Origin of the sequence: Rhodoferax sp., assembly GCF_013297935.1 — a bacterium.
Lineage (GTDB): Bacteria > Pseudomonadota > Gammaproteobacteria > Burkholderiales > Burkholderiaceae_C > Allorhodoferax.
In genome coordinates this window covers 22,459-40,117 of the sequence record NZ_JAAFIX010000004.1, presented here as the reverse complement: position 1 = coordinate 40,117, position 17,659 = coordinate 22,459, and the positions used below count along the sequence as shown (strand labels likewise).

The window sequence follows — 17,659 nt, the reverse complement described above, 5'->3', positions numbered from 1 at the left end:
CTCCATCCGCCGCACGCGCTAGCCGACTACCTTGAAAAAACTATCCAGCTCCACACGGGCGGTGCGGGTTGCGTTCACCGCCTGGGTGGGGTCGGCATAGCCGAGCGCCACACCGCAGACGATCTGGCTATCGGCTCCCAGCCCCAAGTGGCTGCGCACCAGCCCGGGGTAAGAGGCCAGCGCACCGATGGCACAGCTGGCGAGCTCGCGCGACTGGGCCGCTAGCAGCAAGCCGTAGAGGGCCATGCCCAGGTCCATAAAGCAGCCACTGCCCATGCCCCGCTCGATGGTCACCACCAGCGCCACGGGCGCATCAAAAAAGCGGAAGTTGCGCTCAAACTGCTGATCGCGCCCGGCGCGGTCCTCGCGGGCAATGCCGATGCTGTCGTAGAGCGCACGGGCCGCGGCCACCTGCCGGCGGCGCAAATGGCCGGGCATGGGCTCGGGGAAGTAGCTGTAGTCCTCAGCCTCGGCTTGGCCTTCGCGGTAGGCACCAGACATAGCCTGCGACAAGGACTCGCGCACCGCGCCGCGCACCTGCACAAAGCTGCCAGGCTGCAGGTTGGCGCCGCTGGGAGCCAAGCGCGCACTCACCAACAGCTCGCGCAGCAAGTCATCGGGCACCGACTGATCGGTAAAACCGCGCACTGATGTGCGGGCGCGCGCGAGGGCAGAAAAAGAATCCAACGCCACCATAGAGATCAATAGCCCCGCGCAGCGTCCACCGTGCCGGCGACCGTTTGCCCGCCTTGCAGCGCGGCAATCTTGCGGGCGATCTGGGCAATGCTCTCGGAGCGCAGGGTGCGGGCCGAGGTGTGCGGCGTGATGGTGATGTGGGGGTGCGACCAGAAGGCGTGGCCCTTGGGCAGTGGCTCCACCCGGAACACATCGAGCGTGGCACCCGCGAGGTGGCCGCTGTCGATAGCGGCCAGCAGGTCCGCATCGACCACATGGGCGCCACGGGCCACGTTGATCACATAACCACCGGGGCGGAGTTGTGCGAGGGTGCGGGCATTCAAAATGCTGTCGGTCTCTGGCGTGAGGGGCAATAAACACACCACGATGCGGCTGGCGGCCAAAAAAGCATCCAGCTGCGCAGCCCCATGAAAGCACTGCACCCCCTCCACCGTCTTGGGTGAGCGGCTCCAGCCATTCACCGGGAAATCGAACTGCGCCACGGCCTTGGCCACCCGCTCGCCCAATACCCCCAGCCCCAGCACGCCCACGGGGTAGTCGATGCGGCTGCGCGGCTTGCGGAAGGACCACTTTCCGCTGGCCATGTCGGCCTCGTAGCCATCGAACTCACGGAAGTGGCGGATCACCGCGTGGCACACGTACTCCGCCATTTGCACGGACATGCCGGCGTCGTCCAAACGGATGACGGGCACTCCGGACGGCAGGCGCAGCTTCATCATCGCGTCCACCCCGGCGCCGGTGTTGAAGATGGCCTTCAGGCCGCGTTGCTCATCCAGCAATTGCTGCGGGGGCTTCCAGACCACCGCATAGTCGGCCTGGGGGACGCCGGGCTGCCACAGCGAAACCTCAGCGCCGGGTAGGGCCGCCTGCAGGCCGGGAATCCAGCTGGCTTCGTCTTGGTCTGCCGAGCTGTAGGTAATGCGTACAGAAGTTGTCATGCCCGCATTTTCACCGCAGTGGCGGCCCGCCGCCTGCGGACGCCTCAGGCCCCTGCGACCGCGAGTCGCAAGAGCTCGCTGCCTTCGGTGACTTGGTCGCCGGGGGCAAACAGCAGCTCGACCACCGTGCCATCGGCCGGGGCTGCAATGGTGTGCTCCATCTTCATGGCTTCCATGACCGCTAGCGCCTGGCCTTTGGTGACCGCATCGCCCGCCTTCACTGCAAACGACACCACCTTGCCGGGCATGGGTGCAGTCAGGCGACCGCCTTCAGCCTGGGTGTCTCCCGCATGGGCGAGCGGATCAATTGCTATGATTTGTGTAGCGCCTTGCGCAATAAATACATGGGCTAGAGCACCATTTTTATACAAATTGACGGCACTGCGCCGGGCGCCATAGCGCACATCCAACGCGCTGCCCTGCACCGCCCAGTGCAGGGCTTGCGTCTGCCCATCCACGGTGAGCTCTAAGGTGCCGCCACGCACCGAGCGCAGCAGAGCGGTGTACGCCTGGCCCGCATAGTCCAGCGCAAAGCTGCGCACCTGTGCGCCGTGGGACTTCCAGCCGTCGCGCTGCGACCACGGGTCTTTCCAGCCACGGGCGTCGGGGCGGGCCGCAGCGTTAGCTTCGGCCTGCAGGGTGTGCGCCACCAAGGCAGCGGCTGCCAGGGGCAAGCCGACCTTGTCCTGGTGGAACAAGGCATCGGCCTCGCGAGGAATCAGCGCGGTATCCAACTGGGCCGCCGCGAACGAGGCGCTGGTGGTCACATGGCGCAAAAACTGCACATTGGTCGCGAGGCCCACGATGTGGGTTTGCGCCAATGCGGTGTCCAAGCGGGCTAGTGCCTCGGCGCGGGTAGCGCCATGCACTATCAGCTTGGCCACCATAGAGTCGTAAAACGGGCTGATAGCGTCGCCCTCGCGCACGCCCGAATCCACCCGCACGCCGCGCTCTGCGCGGGCAAAGGCCGCATGGGGCGGCAAGCCGTACACCTGCAAGCTGCCGGTGGCAGGCAGGAAATTGTTGTCGGGGTTCTCGGCGCAAATGCGAGCTTCAATGGCATGACCGTGGATCTGCAATTGGTCCTGGCGCAATGGCAGTGGCTCACCCGCCGCCACACGCAGTTGCCACTCCACCAGGTCCAGTCCAGTGATGGCCTCGGTGACCGGGTGCTCCACCTGCAGGCGGGTGTTCATCTCCATGAAATAGAACTTCATCGCCTCGGGGTGCTCATAGCCGCCGGGCTGCTCCACGATGAATTCCACCGTGCCAGCGCCCACGTAGTTCACCGCGCGGGCCGCTTCCACCGCGGCCTGGCCCATCTGCGCACGCAGCTCGGGCGTCATACCGGGTGCGGGGGCTTCTTCCAGCACCTTCTGGTGGCGGCGCTGCACCGAGCAGTCGCGCTCAAACAGGTAGACATAGTTGCCATGCGTGTCGCCAAACACCTGAATCTCGATATGGCGCGGCCGCTGCACGTACTTTTCGATCAGTACCGCATCGTCGCCAAAGCTGTTGATCGCTTCGCGCTTGCACGATGCCAGCGCGTCCGCAAAGTCTTCTGCCTTGTCCACCGCGCGCATGCCCTTACCGCCACCGCCTGCGCTGGCCTTGATGAGCACGGGGTAGCCTATTGCGTCGGCTTCGCGCTGCAAAAGCGCAGGGTCCTGGTCTGCCGCGTGGTAGCCAGGCACCAGCGGCACACCGGCCTTTTCCATCAACTGTTTGGACTCGGCTTTCAGGCCCATCGCCAAGATGGCGCTGGCGGGCGGCCCGATGAACACCAGACCCGCCGCCGCACAGGCGTTAGCGAACTCTTCGTTTTCGCTCAAAAAACCGTAGCCGGGGTGAATGGCCTGCGCGCCTGTGGCCTTGGCGGCTTCGATGATGCGCTCCCAGCGCAAGTAGCTGTCTTTGGGCGCACTGCCGCCAATGTGCACCGCCTCGTCACACGCGGCCACATGCTTGGCGTTCGCATCCGCATCGGAGTACACCGCTACGGTTTTGATAGCTAGCCGCGCAGCCGTGGCGGCGACCCGGCAGGCGATTTCGCCACGGTTGGCGATAAGGATTTTGGTGAACATAGGATTTCTTTGAAAAATGGAGCGCGCCCGGCGCCTTTACTTGCCGATCCAGACTACGTCGTTGTCCACGGCGTAGAGCTTGCAGTTAGCACCAAACCGCTGACAGTTGCCGATGGCCCGCCCCACGGCGTAGTCGCCGGTCGATGAGCCCCACCCACCGCGGTCGCTGACTGCAAATGCGCGCGGCAAGGCCAAGCCCAGGAAGCGCTGGTAGTTCGCTTGACTGGCGGCACTCACCGGCACTTTGGCCACGTCATTGATATCTGTAAACCCGCTGGCGGGAGGGCGGCTCACGATGCCCGGCTTGGTGAACCCGAGGCAGGACAAGAATTCATCCGTAACGGGTAACCAATGGTCCATGTCGGCGTTCAGGCCGTTGTGGCCATCTTCCCCGGAGGGGCCAAAAGCCACAAAGTCCGCCTTGCCGCCGCCCGCCAACCAGGCCTTGTGCCACGTCTTGGGAACATCCGGGCCCCAGAACTTGTCGTTCTGCCAGTACATCCACAGCATGGGCACCTTGGCCTGCTTGGCAAGGCTGCCCCAGTAGCTTTCTATGGCTTGCGGACGGCACGGGTTACCCGGCTTGTTGTCCGGGTCACCGCCGGTTCCGCCGGCAAAGTTGATTCCCGCCACCAAACCGGCCGGAGCACGCCCGACGGTAGCCACCGTAGTCAGCCCGCCCACAGACTGGCCTGCAACCACCCAGCGACTGGCATCGACATAGGGCAAGGTTTTGGCGAACTCCACAGTAGCGAGTACTTGATCCGACGCAGCGATGGACATGCCTTCCACCTGCATGCCACTACAAGACCCACCCGATGTCTCAGGATCGAAATCACCATAGGTTTCCCAGTAACCGATGCGAGTGGGCGCCAGCACCACAAAGCCCTTGGCCGTGAAATAGCGGGCGGCTACTTCCGGCCGGTTGCGGCCTTGCTGAGCTCGCTTGGCAGCAACGGACCGCCCGTGGTTGAAAACCAGCAAAGGAAAAGGCCCCTCACCCGGCGGACGAAAAATGGTGATGGCCACATTGCGGGTTTCCTGCCGCCCGTACATGTCTTTGACTGTGACGGGGATGCGCACGATTTCCTCGCGCATATCCTTAGCCAGCACTTCGGCAGGCGCCGCTGCGGCCGCAGTCGCGGTTTGCGCTTGCGCACAGGGCATCCAGACAGATGCACTCAAACTTGCTATGGCAAACCAATGACGAATACGCATCGCTGTCCCCTTTCAACATTACATGCGGAATACGCCGAATTTAGTCTCGGGAATGGGCGCATTGAGCGACGCGCTGAGGCCCAGCGCCAGCACGCGGCGGGTATCGGCGGGGTCGATGATGCCGTCGTCCCACAAGCGGGCGGTGGCGAAATAGGGGTGGCCCTGTTCTTCGTATTGCTGGCGGATGGGGGCTTTGAAGGCTTCCTCCTCCTCCGCGCTCCAGTTGCCGCCCTTGCCCTCAATACCATCGCGCTTCACGGTGGCCAGCACGCTGGCTGCCTGCTCGCCACCCATGACCGAAATGCGCGCATTCGGCCACATCCACAAGAAACGGGGGCTGTAGGCGCGGCCGCACATGCCGTAGTTGCCGGCGCCGAAGCTGCCGCCGATGATGATGGTGAACTTGGGCACTTGTGCAGTGGCGACGGCGGTGACCATCTTGGCGCCGTTGCGGGCGATGCCTTCGTTCTCGTACTTGCGGCCGACCATAAAGCCGGTGATGTTCTGCAAGAACACCAGCGGAATCTTGCGCTGGCAGCACAGCTCAATAAAGTGCGCGCCCTTGAGCGCCGACTCGCTGAACAAAATGCCGTTGTTGGCGATGATGCCCACCGGCATTCCCTCCACATGGGCAAAGCCGCAGACCAGCGTGGCGCCATATCGAGGCTTGAACTCATGCAGCTCCGAACCATCAACGATGCGAGCAATGATTTCGCGCACATCGAAAGGCTTGCGGGTGTCGGTAGGGATGACTCCGTACAACTCTTCTGCTACATATTTAGGAGCTACCGCCGCCCGTAATTCTGGGGCTGGAGCCTTGTTTTTATTCAAATGCGCAATGGCTTCGCGCGCCAATGAGAGCGCATGCAGATCGTTCTGCGCCAAGTGGTCGGCCACGCCAGAGAGGCGTGTGTGCACATCGCCACCGCCCAGGTCTTCGGCGGTTACCACCTCGCCGGTCGCGGCTTTTACCAGCGGGGGGCCACCCAGAAAGATGGTGCCCTGGTTTTTGACGATGATGGTCTCGTCGCTCATCGCCGGCACATAGGCGCCGCCTGCCGTGCAACTGCCCATCACCACGGCAATTTGCGCAATGCCCTGCGCACTCATATTGGCTTGGTTGAAGAAGATGCGGCCGAAGTGGTCGCGGTCAGGAAACACCTCGTCCTGGTTGGGCAGGTTGGCACCACCCGAGTCCACCAGATAGATGCAAGGCAGGTTGTTTTGTGCGGCAACCTCTTGGGCGCGCAGGTGTTTTTTGACGGTGAGCGGGTAGTAGGTGCCGCCCTTCACCGTGGCGTCGTTGCAGACAATCATGCAGTCCACACCCGATACGCGGCCGATGCCGGCAATCACCCCGGCGCAGGGCGCGCTGTCGCTGCCGTCGCGGTCGGGGTACATGGCCAGCGCGGCCAAGGGCGAGAGTTCGAGGAAAGGTGTGCCGGGGTCCAGCAACATTCCCACGCGGTCACGGGGCAGCAGCTTGCCGCGGGCCGTGTGTTTGGCGCGGGCTGCGTCCCCACCGCCGAGCGACGCTTTGTCGATTTTGGCATTCAGGTCGGCGACCAGCGCGCGCATGGCGGCAGCATTGGCCGCAAAGTCGGCAGAACGCGGGTTGAGTTGGGATTCCAGCATCGTCATGGGGCGCATCCGGTCAGGGTTGAACAGTCAACTGGCATTGTGCGGTGGGCTGCCAACAATGCAGCCCCTTGTGAGGTTGCAAATTGCGCCATAAGCACCACATTTTTTGGCACACTGCAGACATGCCACCCACCACCGCTCCCGCCCTCACCCCCATGGCCTTTGCACGAGCGATGGTGCAGGCCTATGCGCACTACGGCAAAGACCCGTCTGGCGCTCTGGCACAGGCGCAGATTGCGCCAGAGCAGTTACAGCAGGCCAATGCCCGTATTACCGCCGGGCAGATGGAGCGCCTGTCAGGAGCCGCCATGCGCGAGCTGGACGACGAAGCCCTAGGCTGGTTCAGCCGCCGCCTGCCCTGGGGTAGCTACGGCATGCTGGCGCGCGCCTCGATTTCGGCGCCCACCCTCTATGTAGCCCTGAGCCGCTGGTGCCGCCACCACGGCCTGATTGCACCCGACATCACCCTCACGCTGAGCGTCGCTGGCGATGTAGCCGGCATCACGCTCACAGAGAACTCGGCCACAGCAGGACAAGGGCGTGGGGGCTTTGCGCAGGTCAAGGAGGAGCCCGCAAAGCGGGCGGGGGACACGGAGCAAAGGCCCCACGCCCTTGTCCTGCCCACAGACACGGGCATCCCCGAGCCGTTCCGCGAGTTATGCATGGTCTCCGTGCTACGCAATGTGCTGGGCGTGGCCTCGTGGCTCATTGACTCACGCATCACCCTGTTGCAAACCCACTTCCCGTTTGAGCCGCCACCTCACGCAGAGGCGTATGCAGTGCTTTTTCCCGGCCCAGCCCGCTTCCTGCAAGCGCAGGGCGCTATCTTTTTTGATGCAAAGTACCTACAACTCCCGCTGCGGCGCGATGAAAAGGCGCTGCAACACATGCTGCAAAACGCCCTGCCCCTGACCGTGTTGCACTACCGGCGCGACCGGTTGCTGGTGCAACAGGTGCGGCAGCTGCTCGTGCAGCAGCCCCGAGACACCCACAGCGCCGAGGCACTGGCCCGTCTGCTGAACGTGTCCCCCCGCACTCTGCACCGCCAGCTCCACGAAGAAGGCACCACCCTGCAAGCCCTCAAAGACGAGGTGCGCCACCACCGCGCCACCGAGCTGCTCTTACGCAGCCGCAAACCGGTCAAGCAAGTCGCAGAGGCCGCGGGTTTTCAGAATGAGAAAAGTTTTATCCGCGCCTTCAAGGGCTGGACCGGGCAAACGCCAGCCGAGTTCCGGCGCAAGGCCTCGCCCGCCCCGATCGGCCCGGTGCGATCAGCCGATGAGTAGGCCGGGCAGCGCGCCCATGGTGTGAAACACCTGCACCGCCCCGGTATCCAGCAAGGCGCGCCCATCGCCTTGCGGCGCATAGCCAAACACGGTGGCACCGGCCGCCACGCCGGCGGTGACGCCGGTTACCGTGTCTTCGACCACTGCGCAGCGCTTGGGGTCCGCGCCCAAGGCGGCCGCAGCAGCCAGGTACACGTCGGGGTGGGGTTTGGAGCGGGGGAAATCGTGGCCGCTGAACACCCGGCCTTCAAAGTACGGCAGCAGGCCGGTTTTGCCCATTTGCATCAGCACCTTGGGCAGGTCGGCGCCCGAGGCGCAGGCGATCCGGCCGCCGAAACCGGCATGGATGGCGGCTACCGCCTCCAGCGCTTGCGGTATGGCCTGCACCTGCGCCATGAGCGCGGCATTGCGGCGGGTGCGAAAATCGGCCATCCACTCCGGTGTGAGTGGTTTGCCGGTTTCGGCCTCGATGCGGGCGCGCTCGTCGATCACAGCCTTGCCCACAAAAAAATCCATACACGCCTGCACACTCATGTGCCAGCCCTGCTCGGCCAGCATGTCGCGCAGCACGCCATTGGTAATCGGCTCGCTGTCCACCAGCACGCCGTCGCAGTCAAACAATATGGCTTCAAATTTCACAGGGCATCTCCATCCACATACAGCCAGTGGCCGCTCTCCAGCACAAAGCGGCTGCGCTCATGCAGGCGCACAGCCGGACCACTTACCGGCTTCTGGCGGGCGACGAACTCTACTTCTGCGTGGGTAGCATCTAGCACCGTGTGGCTGCGCACTTCCAAGCCCAGCCATTTGACGCCGGGGTCGAATTCAATGCTGGCGGGGCGGTGGCTGGCGTGCCAAGTTTTGAGCAGGTAGGGCGCACGCTCCAGCACAAAGGCGCAGTAGCGGCTGCGCATCAGGCAATCGGCGTCAAGCGCGGGGAACACGGTCTCCAGCCAGCGGCCGCAGCATTGACTGAAGGGAATGGGTTTTTTCTGTTGTTGCCGGCCGCAAGGGCAGGCGTCGGTCATCACAAAGGGCGTCATGCCCTCGATCATGCCTCGACTTTGGCAGGCCGCCGGCTTCGGGCGGCTTCAGCCCTTGGCTTGGCGGCGGGCCTTTTGTTGCTCCAGGGTTTCCGTGGGCGCACCGGCCTTAACCCATTCGCCCCAGCCCCCGTCGATGTGGGCCACGTTGGTCATGCCCATATCTTGCAAGGCCTTGGCGGCCAGCGCACTGCGCCAACCCGCACCGCAAAACAAGATGAACTCTTTGGACTCATCGGCAAACAAGGGCTTGTGGTACGGCGACTCGGGGTCTACCCAAAACTCCAGCATGCCGCGCGGCGCATGGAAGGCGCCCACCACGGTGCCGTCGTTCAGCTCGCGGATATCGCGAATGTCCACGATCTGCACCTGCGGGTCGTGCAAGCGGGCCTGCACTTCGGCCACGCTGTAGCTGGTGACTTGCGCCATGGCTTCGTCCACCAGGGCGCGGGAACTTTTGGTAATCGGCATGTGAGTCTCCTTGAGTGTCAGGCGTCAAACACCACGCCGTCTTGCAACCTTGCAGCACCGGAGCGCACCAGGTCCTGCACCAGTTGCTGCGTAGCCTCTTCCAAGGTGGCGCCGGCAACGTGTTGTTCGAAAGTGTGGCTGAAGTAGCTGGTATTGCGCGCCCAGGCGATGAGCGCGGGCAGAGGCAGGTGGCGGGCTTCGAGCAGCTTGAACTTGAGCAGCACCTTGGCCGCGTACTGCAAATGCTTGGTGGGGTTTTGCACAAAGCCGTTCAGTCGCTGGCGGGCATAGGCAATAGCCTGCGCAGCCTCCGTGAAGGGCGCTCCATGCCCCGGGATGACGGTGGCGGGGTTCAGCCGCTCGATCACGTCCAGCGTGGCGGCCACTTCGTCGAACGCATCGTCGCCATCGAGCTCGGGGAAGACCACACCAAAACCTTTTTCCCACAACGCGTCGGCCGACACCATCGTGCGGCTCGCCGGTTCAAACAAGATGACCGAGTGCGGGTCGTGGCCGGGAGCTGCGTGCACTTGCCACTGCAGGTCGCCTAAGCGCATGTCGGCGCCCGGCTGCAGTGTGGCACTCAACTGAAAGCGCGGACACTGTTGACCCGTGGGTGTGTAGCTCAGGGCATGGGCGTCCCACACGCGCACAAAGTCAGCGTGCCCCGGTGGAATATGCGTTTCCATCTCGGGGTAGCGCACTTGGAGCGCGGCATTGCCTCCGCAATGGTCGCTGTGCAAATGGGTGTTGAGCAGCAAGTCCAAGGACCTGCCTTGCAGCGCCGAGTCCACCAGCGCCAGCGTCTGCTCGGCATGGGTGCAGTAACCGCTGTCGATAAGCGCGGTGCCGCCCTCGCCCTGGATCAGGATGTTGTTGCTGGACAGCCAGCCCCGCTCGAAGACGGTGACGCCGGGAGGCAGTGCGTGCGCCATGGAGCTCAAGCCAGCGCGCGCTGGATGATGATTTTTTGCACGTCGCTGGTGCCTTCGTAAATCTGGCACACACGCACGTCGCGGTAGATGCGCTCGACAGGGAAGTCGCTCACATAACCGTAGCCGCCCAGGGTCTGGATGGCGGCGCTGCACACCCGCTCGGCCATCTCGCTGGCAAACAGTTTGGCCATGGCGGCTTCTTTCAGGCAGGGGCGACCGGCATCGCGCAGCGCCGCAGCGTGCCAGATGAGCTGGCGCGCGGCCTCAAGTTGCGTGGCGCACTCGGCCAAGCGAAAACCCACGGCCTGGTGGTTGAAGATGGGCTGGCCGAAGCTCTGGCGGTCTTTGGCGTAGGCGACCGCCACGTCGAACGCGCTGCGGGCCATGCCCACGCTTTGCGCGGCAATGCCAATGCGCCCGCCTTCCAGGCCACCGAGTGCGATGCCGTAGCCCTCGCCTTCTTTGCCGATCAAGTTTTCGGCAGGAATACGGCAGTTATCGAAGTTGATTTGCGCGGTGTCGCTGCTGTGCTGGCCCAGCTTGTCTTCCAAGCGCGCGACCACGTAGCCCGGCGCGTTGGTGGGCACCAGAAAGGCGCTCATGCCCTTCTTGCCCGCGCCTTTGTCAGTCACCGCGATGACGATGGCCACGTCACCATGTTTACCACTGGTGATGAACTGCTTGACGCCATTGATGACGTACTCATCGCACTCTTTCACCGCCGTAGTACGCAGGCTGGAGGCATCGCTGCCCACATGCGGCTCGGTCAGGCAAAAAGCGCCCAGCATCCGGCCCTGGGCCAGCGGCTCCAGCCACTGCTTTTTTTGCTGCGCGTTGCCGAACTTCATCAGGATGGCGTTGACCGGGCAGTTGGTCACGCTGATCACGGTGCTGGTGCCACCGTCGCCGGCCGCAATTTCTTCCAGCACCAGCGCCAGGGTCACGTAGTCCAGCCCCGCGCCGCCAAGTTCTTCGGGCACGCAAATGCCGTAGGCGCCCAGGGCGGCCAAGCCTTGGTGCGCGGCTTTGGGGAAGGTGTGCTCTTTGTCCCACTTCGCGGCATTCGGCCACAGCTCGGCTTGGGCGAAATCGCGCACCGCGTCGCGGATCATTTCCTGGTCTTGGGTCAGCAGCATAGGTGTCTCTCTCGGGTCGTTGTGGTGTCAGTTCACCAGCCGGCAAAGGGAGTGCCGTCCCAGCGCAGGTAGGGCACATCGCTGCAGGCAAAGGCCGCCTGCGTAGTTTTGCGGGCGGCAACCGTGGCGCGAATGGCGGCCACGCTGTCTTCGGGGAGCAAAGGCGCATCAGGGGTGCCCATGTCAGTGCGCACCCAGCCGGGGTGAATCAACAGAAACTGGGCTCGCGGGTAGTCGGGCTGCGCCGCCACTACGGCCATGTTGAGGGCGGCCTTGCTCACGTGGTACACCCAAGCGCGGCTGCTCTCTACCCCGCCGATCTGCGCAAAGTCGCTGGTGATAAACACAAACTGACCGCCAGCCTCTTCCACCCACGGCGCTACTTGGGGCAGGGCCTGCATGGCGCCCAGCACGTTGGCATGCATCATCGCGTCAAAAGCCTGCCGGGTGGGTGGGGACTTGGCATCGTCGGCGCTGAACACCCCCGCCACGTAGTAGGCGAGGTCGATTTTTTCGCCATCGAGCTGCCAGCTCAGACCGCTCACGCTGGCGGGGTTAGTGACATCCAGCTTCATGGCCTGGGCCCCCAGGTCGCGCAAGCGCTGCAGGCCCGCCTCGTCCCGGGCGGTGGCAATCACCCGATCACCGGCATCTAGGTGCTGCTGCACCATTTCGAGCCCGATACCTCGGGAGGCACCTATTACCAATGTGGTTTGCATGCTGATCAGCCCTTGGTGCGCTTAGGCGAGATAGCTCGCGTATTCAAAATAGCCCGCCCACGCGGGGTCGAAGCTCACCTTGACCTCGACAGCCGGCAACCCAGCGCGCGCGAGCAAGGGCGCCAAGGCCCCACGGGCCAGCGCCTCGTCGGTCACATAAAACAGTGCCTGGTAGCGGCCTTCGCCCACCAGCGTCCAAGCGCCAATACCCAGTTGGGGCCCTTGCAACAGGGTGGCGGCCTGCACTTGCAGGTCGTGCAGGGCAGCGCCCGCGGCCTCGTCGGGCACATCGGCCGCCAAGGTCAAGGCCCACACCAGGTCGGCGCGCATGGCCACCGCGTTGGCACTGGTGTTGACCGTGACGGTGCCCTCGCCCGCGTTGGCATCTTCGCCATCGGGCAGGTCGTCTTCGTCGACATCGTTGCCTTCGTCATCCACGGCGCAGTCGAATTCCAGGTCCAGCGCTGTCCACGCGTGGGAACCCGCCGGAAAGAGGCCGGTGTGCCCCATCTCATCGGCCCAATAGGCGTCAAACACGGCCGGCAAGCGGTGCAGCGGGGTCCACGTTTGCTCCTCGTCGTCGCCATCCACAAAGTCCACCGCGCCGACCTTGACTGCAAAGTCGTATTCACCCAGCACATGGTCCAGCATGATGAAACTCATCTGCTGCGCGTGCTCCACAAACTCAGGGGCCATCTCGCGGGTAAAGCGCAGTTCTAGGGCGATCTGGCCGTTGTCCGGCTGCAGGGCCACCAGCACCTCGGAGCTTGCCAGCTCAAAGCCGTCCATGCCCATGGGAAAGTCGGGCTCGTCGCTGCGAGTGCGGAACGCGCTGACCCTGAAGTGCGCCAAAGCGGGCGCTGCGGCAGCAAGCTGGGTGAGTTGCGGAAACAGCTCCACGCTACCGTGCGCAGTGGCGATCAAATCGAGCACCGCATCGCCCTCCGCGCCCATAACCTCCAGGGCCAGGCCATCGATGTGCTCCGCCAGCAGCGCGTTGGCACGCTCCACCTGCTCGCCCAAGGGCAAGGCGTAGAGGGCGGCTTCCGCGGCCGCAAACTCGCGCCAGAAGGTAGAAATCTCGGGGGTAGGTGACATGATGGTCCTGCAACAAGCAAAGGCCGTAGTATTTCAGACGCTGCGGGCTAGGCCTTGCGGTGCGGGGTCAGAGCAGCTCCAGGGCCACCGCTGTGGCTTCGCCACCCCCGATACACAGGGTAGCCACGCCTTTTTTAAGGCCACGCGCCTTCAGTGCGTGAATGAGCGTGACCATGATGCGCGCACCCGACGCGCCAATGGGATGGCCCAGTGCGCAGGCGCCGCCGTTCACGTTCACCTTGTCGTGCGGAATATTCAGCTCGGCCATCAACGCCATGGGCACCACGGCAAAGGCTTCGTTAATTTCCCACAGGTCCACGTCTTCCACTTTCCAACCGGCTTTGGCCAACACCTTCTGGGTGGCACCCACGGGGGCGGTGGCAAACCAGTTGGGCTCCTGGGCATGGGTGGCGTGGGCCACGATTTTGGCCAAAGGCTTGCAACCCAGGTCTTTGGCGGTGCCTTCACGCATGAGCACCATAGCGGCTGCGCCGTCATTGATGGAGCTGCTGCTGGCGGCGGTGATGGTGCCGTCTTTCTTAAAGGCGGCCTTGAGGGTGGGAATCTTGTCCAGCTTGATCTTGCCGGGACCTTCGTCGATGCTGACCTGCACGTCGCCCGCGCGGGTCTTGACGGTGACCGGCGTAATTTCGGCCTCAAATGCTCCTGATTTGATAGCTGCCTGCGCACGCTGCACGCTGGCTGTGGCGAAATTGTCTTGTTGTTCGCGGGTGAAGCTGTATTTGGCAGCGCAGTCTTCGCCAAAGGTGCCCATGGAGCGGCCGGCCTCGTAGGCGTCTTCCAGGCCGTCGAGCATCATGTGGTCCATCACCCGATCGTGCCCGATACGGATGCCGCTGCGGCCCTTGAGCAAGAGGTGGGGTGCATTGGTCATGCTCTCCATGCCACCGGCTACGAGCACATCGTGGCTGCCGGCGCGCAACATGTCGTGCGCGAACATGGCCGCGCGCATGCCGGAGCCGCACATTTTGGAGAGCGTGACGGCGCCCGCGCTCTTGGGCAGGCCGCCCTTGAAGGCTGCCTGGCGCGCAGGCGCCTGGCCCTGGCCCGCCATCAGGCAGTTGCCGAAGATGACCTCGGTCACCAGCTCCGGGCTGATGCCAGCGCGCTCCACCGCAGCTTGAATGGCGGCCCCACCCAGGTCGTGGGCGGCGAGCGAGGCGAAGTCGCCCTGAAAGCCCCCCATGGGAGTGCGGGCGGCGCTGACGATCACGATGGCTTCTGACATGGTCTTCCTCGTTGTGCTGGTGGTGGTACGCGATTGACGTTTACGTAAACGTCAATTCTGCCAGAAGATGCGCGCCCCGGCTTTACCCGGCCTTCACCAAAGAGCGCCAAGGCTTCACGCCCTAGTGGCACCATGGGTCCATGCTGAACCCCCTTGCCCCTGTTTATCTGCGCCGCCATGCGGCACCCTTGGCCCTGCTTGCGCTGGTGAGCCTGCTGGGCTTTGCCCCCGCCCATGCCACGCCGGAGGCTGCGGCAAACCCGCCCACCGCCATCCGCCAGATCGGCACGCCCGACTTTGCGCAGATCGTGCAGCGCTTCGGCCCGGCGGTCGTCAACATCAGCGTCACCGGCACCCGGCTCGTCACCGCCGATGGCAAAGACACATCGGGCAATGCCAAGGGCGCGGATAGCGAAGACCCGACCCAGCTGTTTTTGCGCAAGTTCCAGGAGCAATTCGGCGCCACCGGCGCGAGCATACAGATTCCGGTCAACGGCAGAGGCTCCGGCTTTGTGGTGAGTGCCGATGGTCTGGTGCTGACCAACGCCCACGTGGTGGCGCACGCGAGCGACATCACCGTCAAACTCACCGACCGCCGCGAGTTCAAGGCCAAACTGCTGGGCAGCGACGCCAAGACCGACATTGCCGTGCTCAAAATCGATGCGACTGCACTGCCCTTTGTTACCGCAGGCAGCCCCACGGAGCTCAACGTCGGCGAGTGGGTGCTGGCCATCGGCTCCCCCTTCGGGCTGGACAACACCGTGACCACCGGCGTAGTGAGCGCCAAGAGCCGCACCCTGCCGGACGACTACACCGTGCCCTTTATTCAGACCGATGCCGCCATCAACCCCGGCAACTCGGGTGGCCCGCTGTTCAATGCGCGGGGTGAGGTCATTGGTATCAACTCGCAAATCTACACCCGCAGCGGCGGCTACCAGGGCCTGAGCTTCGCCATCCCGATTGATCTGGCGCTCTCGGTCGCGCGACAAATTGTGGCGACCGGCCGTGCCACCCACGGGGTGCTGGGCGTCTCGGCCCAAGAGGTCACCCAAGCGCTGGCCGATGCCTTCAAGCTGCCCAAGCCCATGGGCGCATTGCTGGCCGATGTGCAGCCAGGCAGTGCCGCTGCCAAGAGCGGCCTGCAACCGGGCGATGTGATCGTGGCCGTGGACGGCCACACCATCGAGTCCGCCAGCGACCTGCCCCTGTGGGTGGCCATGGCCGTGCCCGGCCAGCAGGTCTCGGTAGATGTGCTGCGCAATGGCCAGCGCCTGCAAGTTCGCGCCACCATGGACGACCCCGAGCAACGCAAGCCCGCCGCTGACACCGCCTTGAACGCCCTCCCCAAGCTAACTGCCATCGGACTGGCCGTGCGCCCCCTGCTGCCCGTGGAGCAGCGCGCAGCGGGCGTGCTCCAAGGCTTGATGATTGAAGGTATTCAGCCCGAGGCCGGCCAAGCCGGCATTGCCACCGGCGACATCCTGCTGGCCATTAACCAGACCCCCATCACCTCGGTGGAGCAGGCCCGCGCAGTGCTGGCGCAAGCCAAGGGCAGCGTGGCGCTCTTGGTGCTGCATGAGGGTACCAAGAACTATCTGGCGATGGCGCTTAAGTCGGGGGCCTGAACCCGCTCAACAGCGCGCGGCACGCCGCCTCCGGGTCTGCAGCTTTGGTGATCGCCGAAATCACCGCCGCACTGGCTGCACCTGTAGCGGCCACCTCGGCCACATTGCTCGCATCTATGCCGGCAATGCCCACCACGGGCAGCGGCAGCACGCCGGCCCAGTAACGCAGGTTGTCCAGGCCCTGCGGAATCCAGGGCATGTCTTTGCTCTGGGTGGCGAAGGTAGGGCCGCAGGCGATGTAGCTGGGGCGCAGGGCCCAGGCGCGGGCGACTTCCCAGTAGCTGTGGGTGCTGAGGCCTAAGCGCACACCGGCGCTTTGCAGGGCCTGCAGGTCGACCTGCTCCAAATCCTCTTGCCCCAGGTGCACGCCGTAGGCGCCGAGTTGCAGGGCAAGTTGCCAGTGGTCATTGATGAAAAGTTGCGCGCCGGGCGTGGCTTGCGCGGCCGCAATGCTCTCTTGCACCTGCGCTGCCAACGTGGGCTCAGCGGGGTCTTTGATGCGCAGTTGCACGGTGCGGATACCACTCTCCAGCACGCGGCGGACCCAGACTGCGCTGTCCACCACCGCGTACACGCCCAGCGCCGGGTTGCTCAGCGGGGCGAAGGGCAGCACCTGCTGCGCGTGCAGCGGCACTCTTCCGCCCGGCAGGGTGAAGGCGGGCAGGTTACCAATGTGCTGTGCAAAGTCAGCCTGCGGGTTCACCGGCCCCGCGCCCTGCCCCGCCGCGTAAGCGTGGCGCAGTGCGTGGGCGGTGGCCATCTTGGCCAGCACCACGGCGTCGGCCACGCAGTAGCCGCTGGCCAGCGCGGCAGCGGCCGTGGAGGCAAAGGTGCAACCCGTGCCGTGGTGGTGGGCAGTGTCCACACGGGGCAAGCTCAGCCAGCCGGTAGCTTGCGGGCTTTGCAGCCAGTCATGGGCTTGCGCGTCCGCGGCGTCTCCACCGGTGATGACGATGGACACACCCCGCGCCAGCAACGCCTGCTGGGCATCAGGCGTTGCCAGCCCCAAGCGCTGCGCCTCCACGCGGTTGGGGGTGATGAGGGTAGCGCGCGGCAGCAGCTCGGCGATGGTGGCCTGCAACACGGCATCGTCGGCAAAGGCGGCACCCGTGGTGGAGCCCAACACCGGGTCCACTACCAGCGCCACCGGGTGGCCCTGTGCACGCAAGGCATCTACCCACCGGCAGACCACGCGCAGGTTGTCCACACTGCCGAGCAAGCCGGTCTTGATGGCCTGGGGCGGCATGTCCTGAGCCAACGCGCCCAGCTGCGCGTCCAGCAACTCGGCGCTGACAGGCTCCACCTGGGTCACGGCGACCGAGTTTTGCGCAGTGATGGCGGCCACGGCCGTGCAGCCGTGCACGCCAAAGGCCTGCAGCGCTTTCAGGTCGGCCTGCAGGCCGGCACCGCCGCCGGAGTCGGAGCCGGCAATGCTCCAGACCACGGGGCGTTTGCTCGTGGGCACGGAGGGAAATTCAGTGCCTAAAGTGCTTCTAGCCCTTGTAGATATTGCGCAAGTA

16 protein-coding genes are annotated in these 17,659 nt (G+C 64.5%); 2 read left to right on the top strand and 14 right to left on the bottom strand.

Annotation, left to right across the window (positions count from 1 at the left end):
* Window positions 1–18 precede the first annotated feature (18 nt).
* The 5 genes from QZW03_RS07440 to QZW03_RS07420 are packed head-to-tail and all read right to left on the bottom strand — an operon-like array spanning window position 19 to window position 6,577.
* Complete coding sequence (locus tag QZW03_RS07440) at window positions 19–696, bottom strand: nitroreductase (protein WP_296509349.1); 678 nt, start codon at window positions 694–696, stop codon at window positions 19–21.
* A gap of 5 nt (window positions 697–701) precedes the next feature.
* A complete protein-coding gene (locus QZW03_RS07435; protein ID WP_296509348.1) occupies window positions 702–1,634 on the bottom strand; it encodes a glyoxylate/hydroxypyruvate reductase A in 933 nt (310 codons plus the stop codon).
* 44 nt (window positions 1,635–1,678) lie between these two features.
* Window positions 1,679–3,718 (bottom strand): acetyl/propionyl/methylcrotonyl-CoA carboxylase subunit alpha, encoded by a 2,040-nt coding sequence (locus QZW03_RS07430; protein WP_296509347.1) that lies wholly within the window; start codon window positions 3,716–3,718, stop codon window positions 1,679–1,681.
* 36 nt (window positions 3,719–3,754) lie between these two features.
* Window positions 3,755–4,936 (bottom strand): hypothetical protein, encoded by a 1,182-nt coding sequence (locus tag QZW03_RS07425; RefSeq protein WP_296509346.1) that lies wholly within the window; start codon window positions 4,934–4,936, stop codon window positions 3,755–3,757.
* Between the two features lie 18 nt (window positions 4,937–4,954).
* Entirely contained in the window at window positions 4,955–6,577 is a 1,623-nt protein-coding gene (locus tag QZW03_RS07420) for a carboxyl transferase domain-containing protein (protein WP_296509345.1), read from the bottom strand.
* Window positions 6,578–6,699: 122 nt separating this feature from the next.
* Between QZW03_RS07420 and QZW03_RS07415 the strand changes: the two genes are divergently transcribed.
* A complete protein-coding gene (locus QZW03_RS07415) occupies window positions 6,700–7,863 on the top strand; it encodes an AraC family transcriptional regulator (RefSeq protein ID WP_296509344.1) in 1,164 nt (387 codons plus the stop codon).
* Here the strand turns inward: QZW03_RS07415 and QZW03_RS07410 are convergent.
* From QZW03_RS07410 to QZW03_RS07375, 8 genes are all read right to left on the bottom strand, one after another.
* A complete protein-coding gene (locus QZW03_RS07410; protein WP_296509343.1) occupies window positions 7,849–8,502 on the bottom strand; it encodes an HAD family phosphatase in 654 nt (217 codons plus the stop codon). The genes QZW03_RS07415 and QZW03_RS07410 overlap by 15 nt on opposite strands.
* A complete protein-coding gene (locus QZW03_RS07405; protein ID WP_296509342.1) occupies window positions 8,499–8,906 on the bottom strand; it encodes a YchJ family metal-binding protein in 408 nt (135 codons plus the stop codon). Before QZW03_RS07405 ends, QZW03_RS07410 begins: the two co-directional genes overlap by 4 nt.
* 48 nt (window positions 8,907–8,954) lie before the next feature.
* The gene (locus QZW03_RS07400; RefSeq protein WP_296509341.1) at window positions 8,955–9,377 is read right to left on the bottom strand and encodes a rhodanese-like domain-containing protein; all 423 of its coding nucleotides are present in this window, start codon (window positions 9,375–9,377) and stop codon (window positions 8,955–8,957) included.
* Between the two features lie 17 nt (window positions 9,378–9,394).
* Entirely contained in the window at window positions 9,395–10,312 is a 918-nt protein-coding gene (locus QZW03_RS07395; protein WP_296509340.1) for an MBL fold metallo-hydrolase, read from the bottom strand.
* 5 nt (window positions 10,313–10,317) lie between these two features.
* Window positions 10,318–11,448, bottom strand: coding sequence for an acyl-CoA dehydrogenase family protein (locus tag QZW03_RS07390; RefSeq protein ID WP_296509339.1), 1,131 nt, complete (start codon window positions 11,446–11,448; stop codon window positions 10,318–10,320).
* A 32-nt stretch (window positions 11,449–11,480) separates the two neighbouring features.
* Window positions 11,481–12,167, bottom strand: coding sequence for an SDR family oxidoreductase (locus QZW03_RS07385; RefSeq protein ID WP_296509338.1), 687 nt, complete (start codon window positions 12,165–12,167; stop codon window positions 11,481–11,483).
* 21 nt (window positions 12,168–12,188) lie between these two features.
* Window positions 12,189–13,265: a DUF695 domain-containing protein gene (locus QZW03_RS07380; protein ID WP_296509337.1), complete on the bottom strand. Its 1,077-nt coding sequence runs from the start codon at window positions 13,263–13,265 to the stop codon at window positions 12,189–12,191.
* Window positions 13,266–13,332: 67 nt separating this feature from the next.
* Window positions 13,333–14,514 (bottom strand): acetyl-CoA C-acyltransferase, encoded by a 1,182-nt coding sequence (locus tag QZW03_RS07375; protein ID WP_296509336.1) that lies wholly within the window; start codon window positions 14,512–14,514, stop codon window positions 13,333–13,335.
* 140 nt (window positions 14,515–14,654) lie between these two features.
* On the opposite strand from QZW03_RS07375, the gene QZW03_RS07370 reads away from it, so the two are divergent.
* Window positions 14,655–16,139 carry a Do family serine endopeptidase gene (locus tag QZW03_RS07370; protein WP_296509335.1) on the top strand — a complete coding sequence of 495 codons (1,485 nt, stop codon included), beginning with the start codon at window positions 14,655–14,657 and terminating at the stop codon, window positions 16,137–16,139.
* Here the strand turns inward: QZW03_RS07370 and thiD are convergent.
* Entirely contained in the window at window positions 16,123–17,604 is a 1,482-nt protein-coding gene (thiD, locus tag QZW03_RS07365) for a bifunctional hydroxymethylpyrimidine kinase/phosphomethylpyrimidine kinase (RefSeq protein WP_296509334.1), read from the bottom strand. The genes QZW03_RS07370 and thiD overlap by 17 nt on opposite strands.
* Between the last annotated feature and the right edge of the window lie 55 nt (window positions 17,605–17,659).

What these genes read in the sequence shown, in the direction of transcription:
- QZW03_RS07440 (WP_296509349.1), bottom strand. Translation starts at nt 696, where the DNA reads ATGGTGGCGTTGGATTCTTTTTCTGCCCTCGCGCGCGCCCGCACATCA.
- QZW03_RS07435 (WP_296509348.1), bottom strand. Translation starts at nt 1,634, where the DNA reads ATGACAACTTCTGTACGCATTACCTACAGCTCGGCAGACCAAGACGAA.
- QZW03_RS07430 (WP_296509347.1), bottom strand. Translation starts at nt 3,718, where the DNA reads ATGTTCACCAAAATCCTTATCGCCAACCGTGGCGAAATCGCCTGCCGG.
- QZW03_RS07425 (WP_296509346.1), bottom strand. Translation starts at nt 4,936, where the DNA reads ATGCGTATTCGTCATTGGTTTGCCATAGCAAGTTTGAGTGCATCTGTC.
- QZW03_RS07420 (WP_296509345.1), bottom strand. Translation starts at nt 6,577, where the DNA reads ATGACGATGCTGGAATCCCAACTCAACCCGCGTTCTGCCGACTTTGCG.
- QZW03_RS07415 (WP_296509344.1), top strand. Translation starts at nt 6,700, where the DNA reads ATGCCACCCACCACCGCTCCCGCCCTCACCCCCATGGCCTTTGCACGA.
- QZW03_RS07405 (WP_296509342.1), bottom strand. Translation starts at nt 8,906, where the DNA reads ATGACGCCCTTTGTGATGACCGACGCCTGCCCTTGCGGCCGGCAACAA.
- QZW03_RS07400 (WP_296509341.1), bottom strand. Translation starts at nt 9,377, where the DNA reads ATGCCGATTACCAAAAGTTCCCGCGCCCTGGTGGACGAAGCCATGGCG.
- QZW03_RS07395 (WP_296509340.1), bottom strand. Translation starts at nt 10,312, where the DNA reads ATGGCGCACGCACTGCCTCCCGGCGTCACCGTCTTCGAGCGGGGCTGG.
- QZW03_RS07390 (WP_296509339.1), bottom strand. Translation starts at nt 11,448, where the DNA reads ATGCTGCTGACCCAAGACCAGGAAATGATCCGCGACGCGGTGCGCGAT.
- QZW03_RS07385 (WP_296509338.1), bottom strand. Translation starts at nt 12,167, where the DNA reads ATGCAAACCACATTGGTAATAGGTGCCTCCCGAGGTATCGGGCTCGAA.
- QZW03_RS07380 (WP_296509337.1), bottom strand. Translation starts at nt 13,265, where the DNA reads ATGTCACCTACCCCCGAGATTTCTACCTTCTGGCGCGAGTTTGCGGCC.
- QZW03_RS07375 (WP_296509336.1), bottom strand. Translation starts at nt 14,514, where the DNA reads ATGTCAGAAGCCATCGTGATCGTCAGCGCCGCCCGCACTCCCATGGGG.
- QZW03_RS07370 (WP_296509335.1), top strand. Translation starts at nt 14,655, where the DNA reads ATGCTGAACCCCCTTGCCCCTGTTTATCTGCGCCGCCATGCGGCACCC.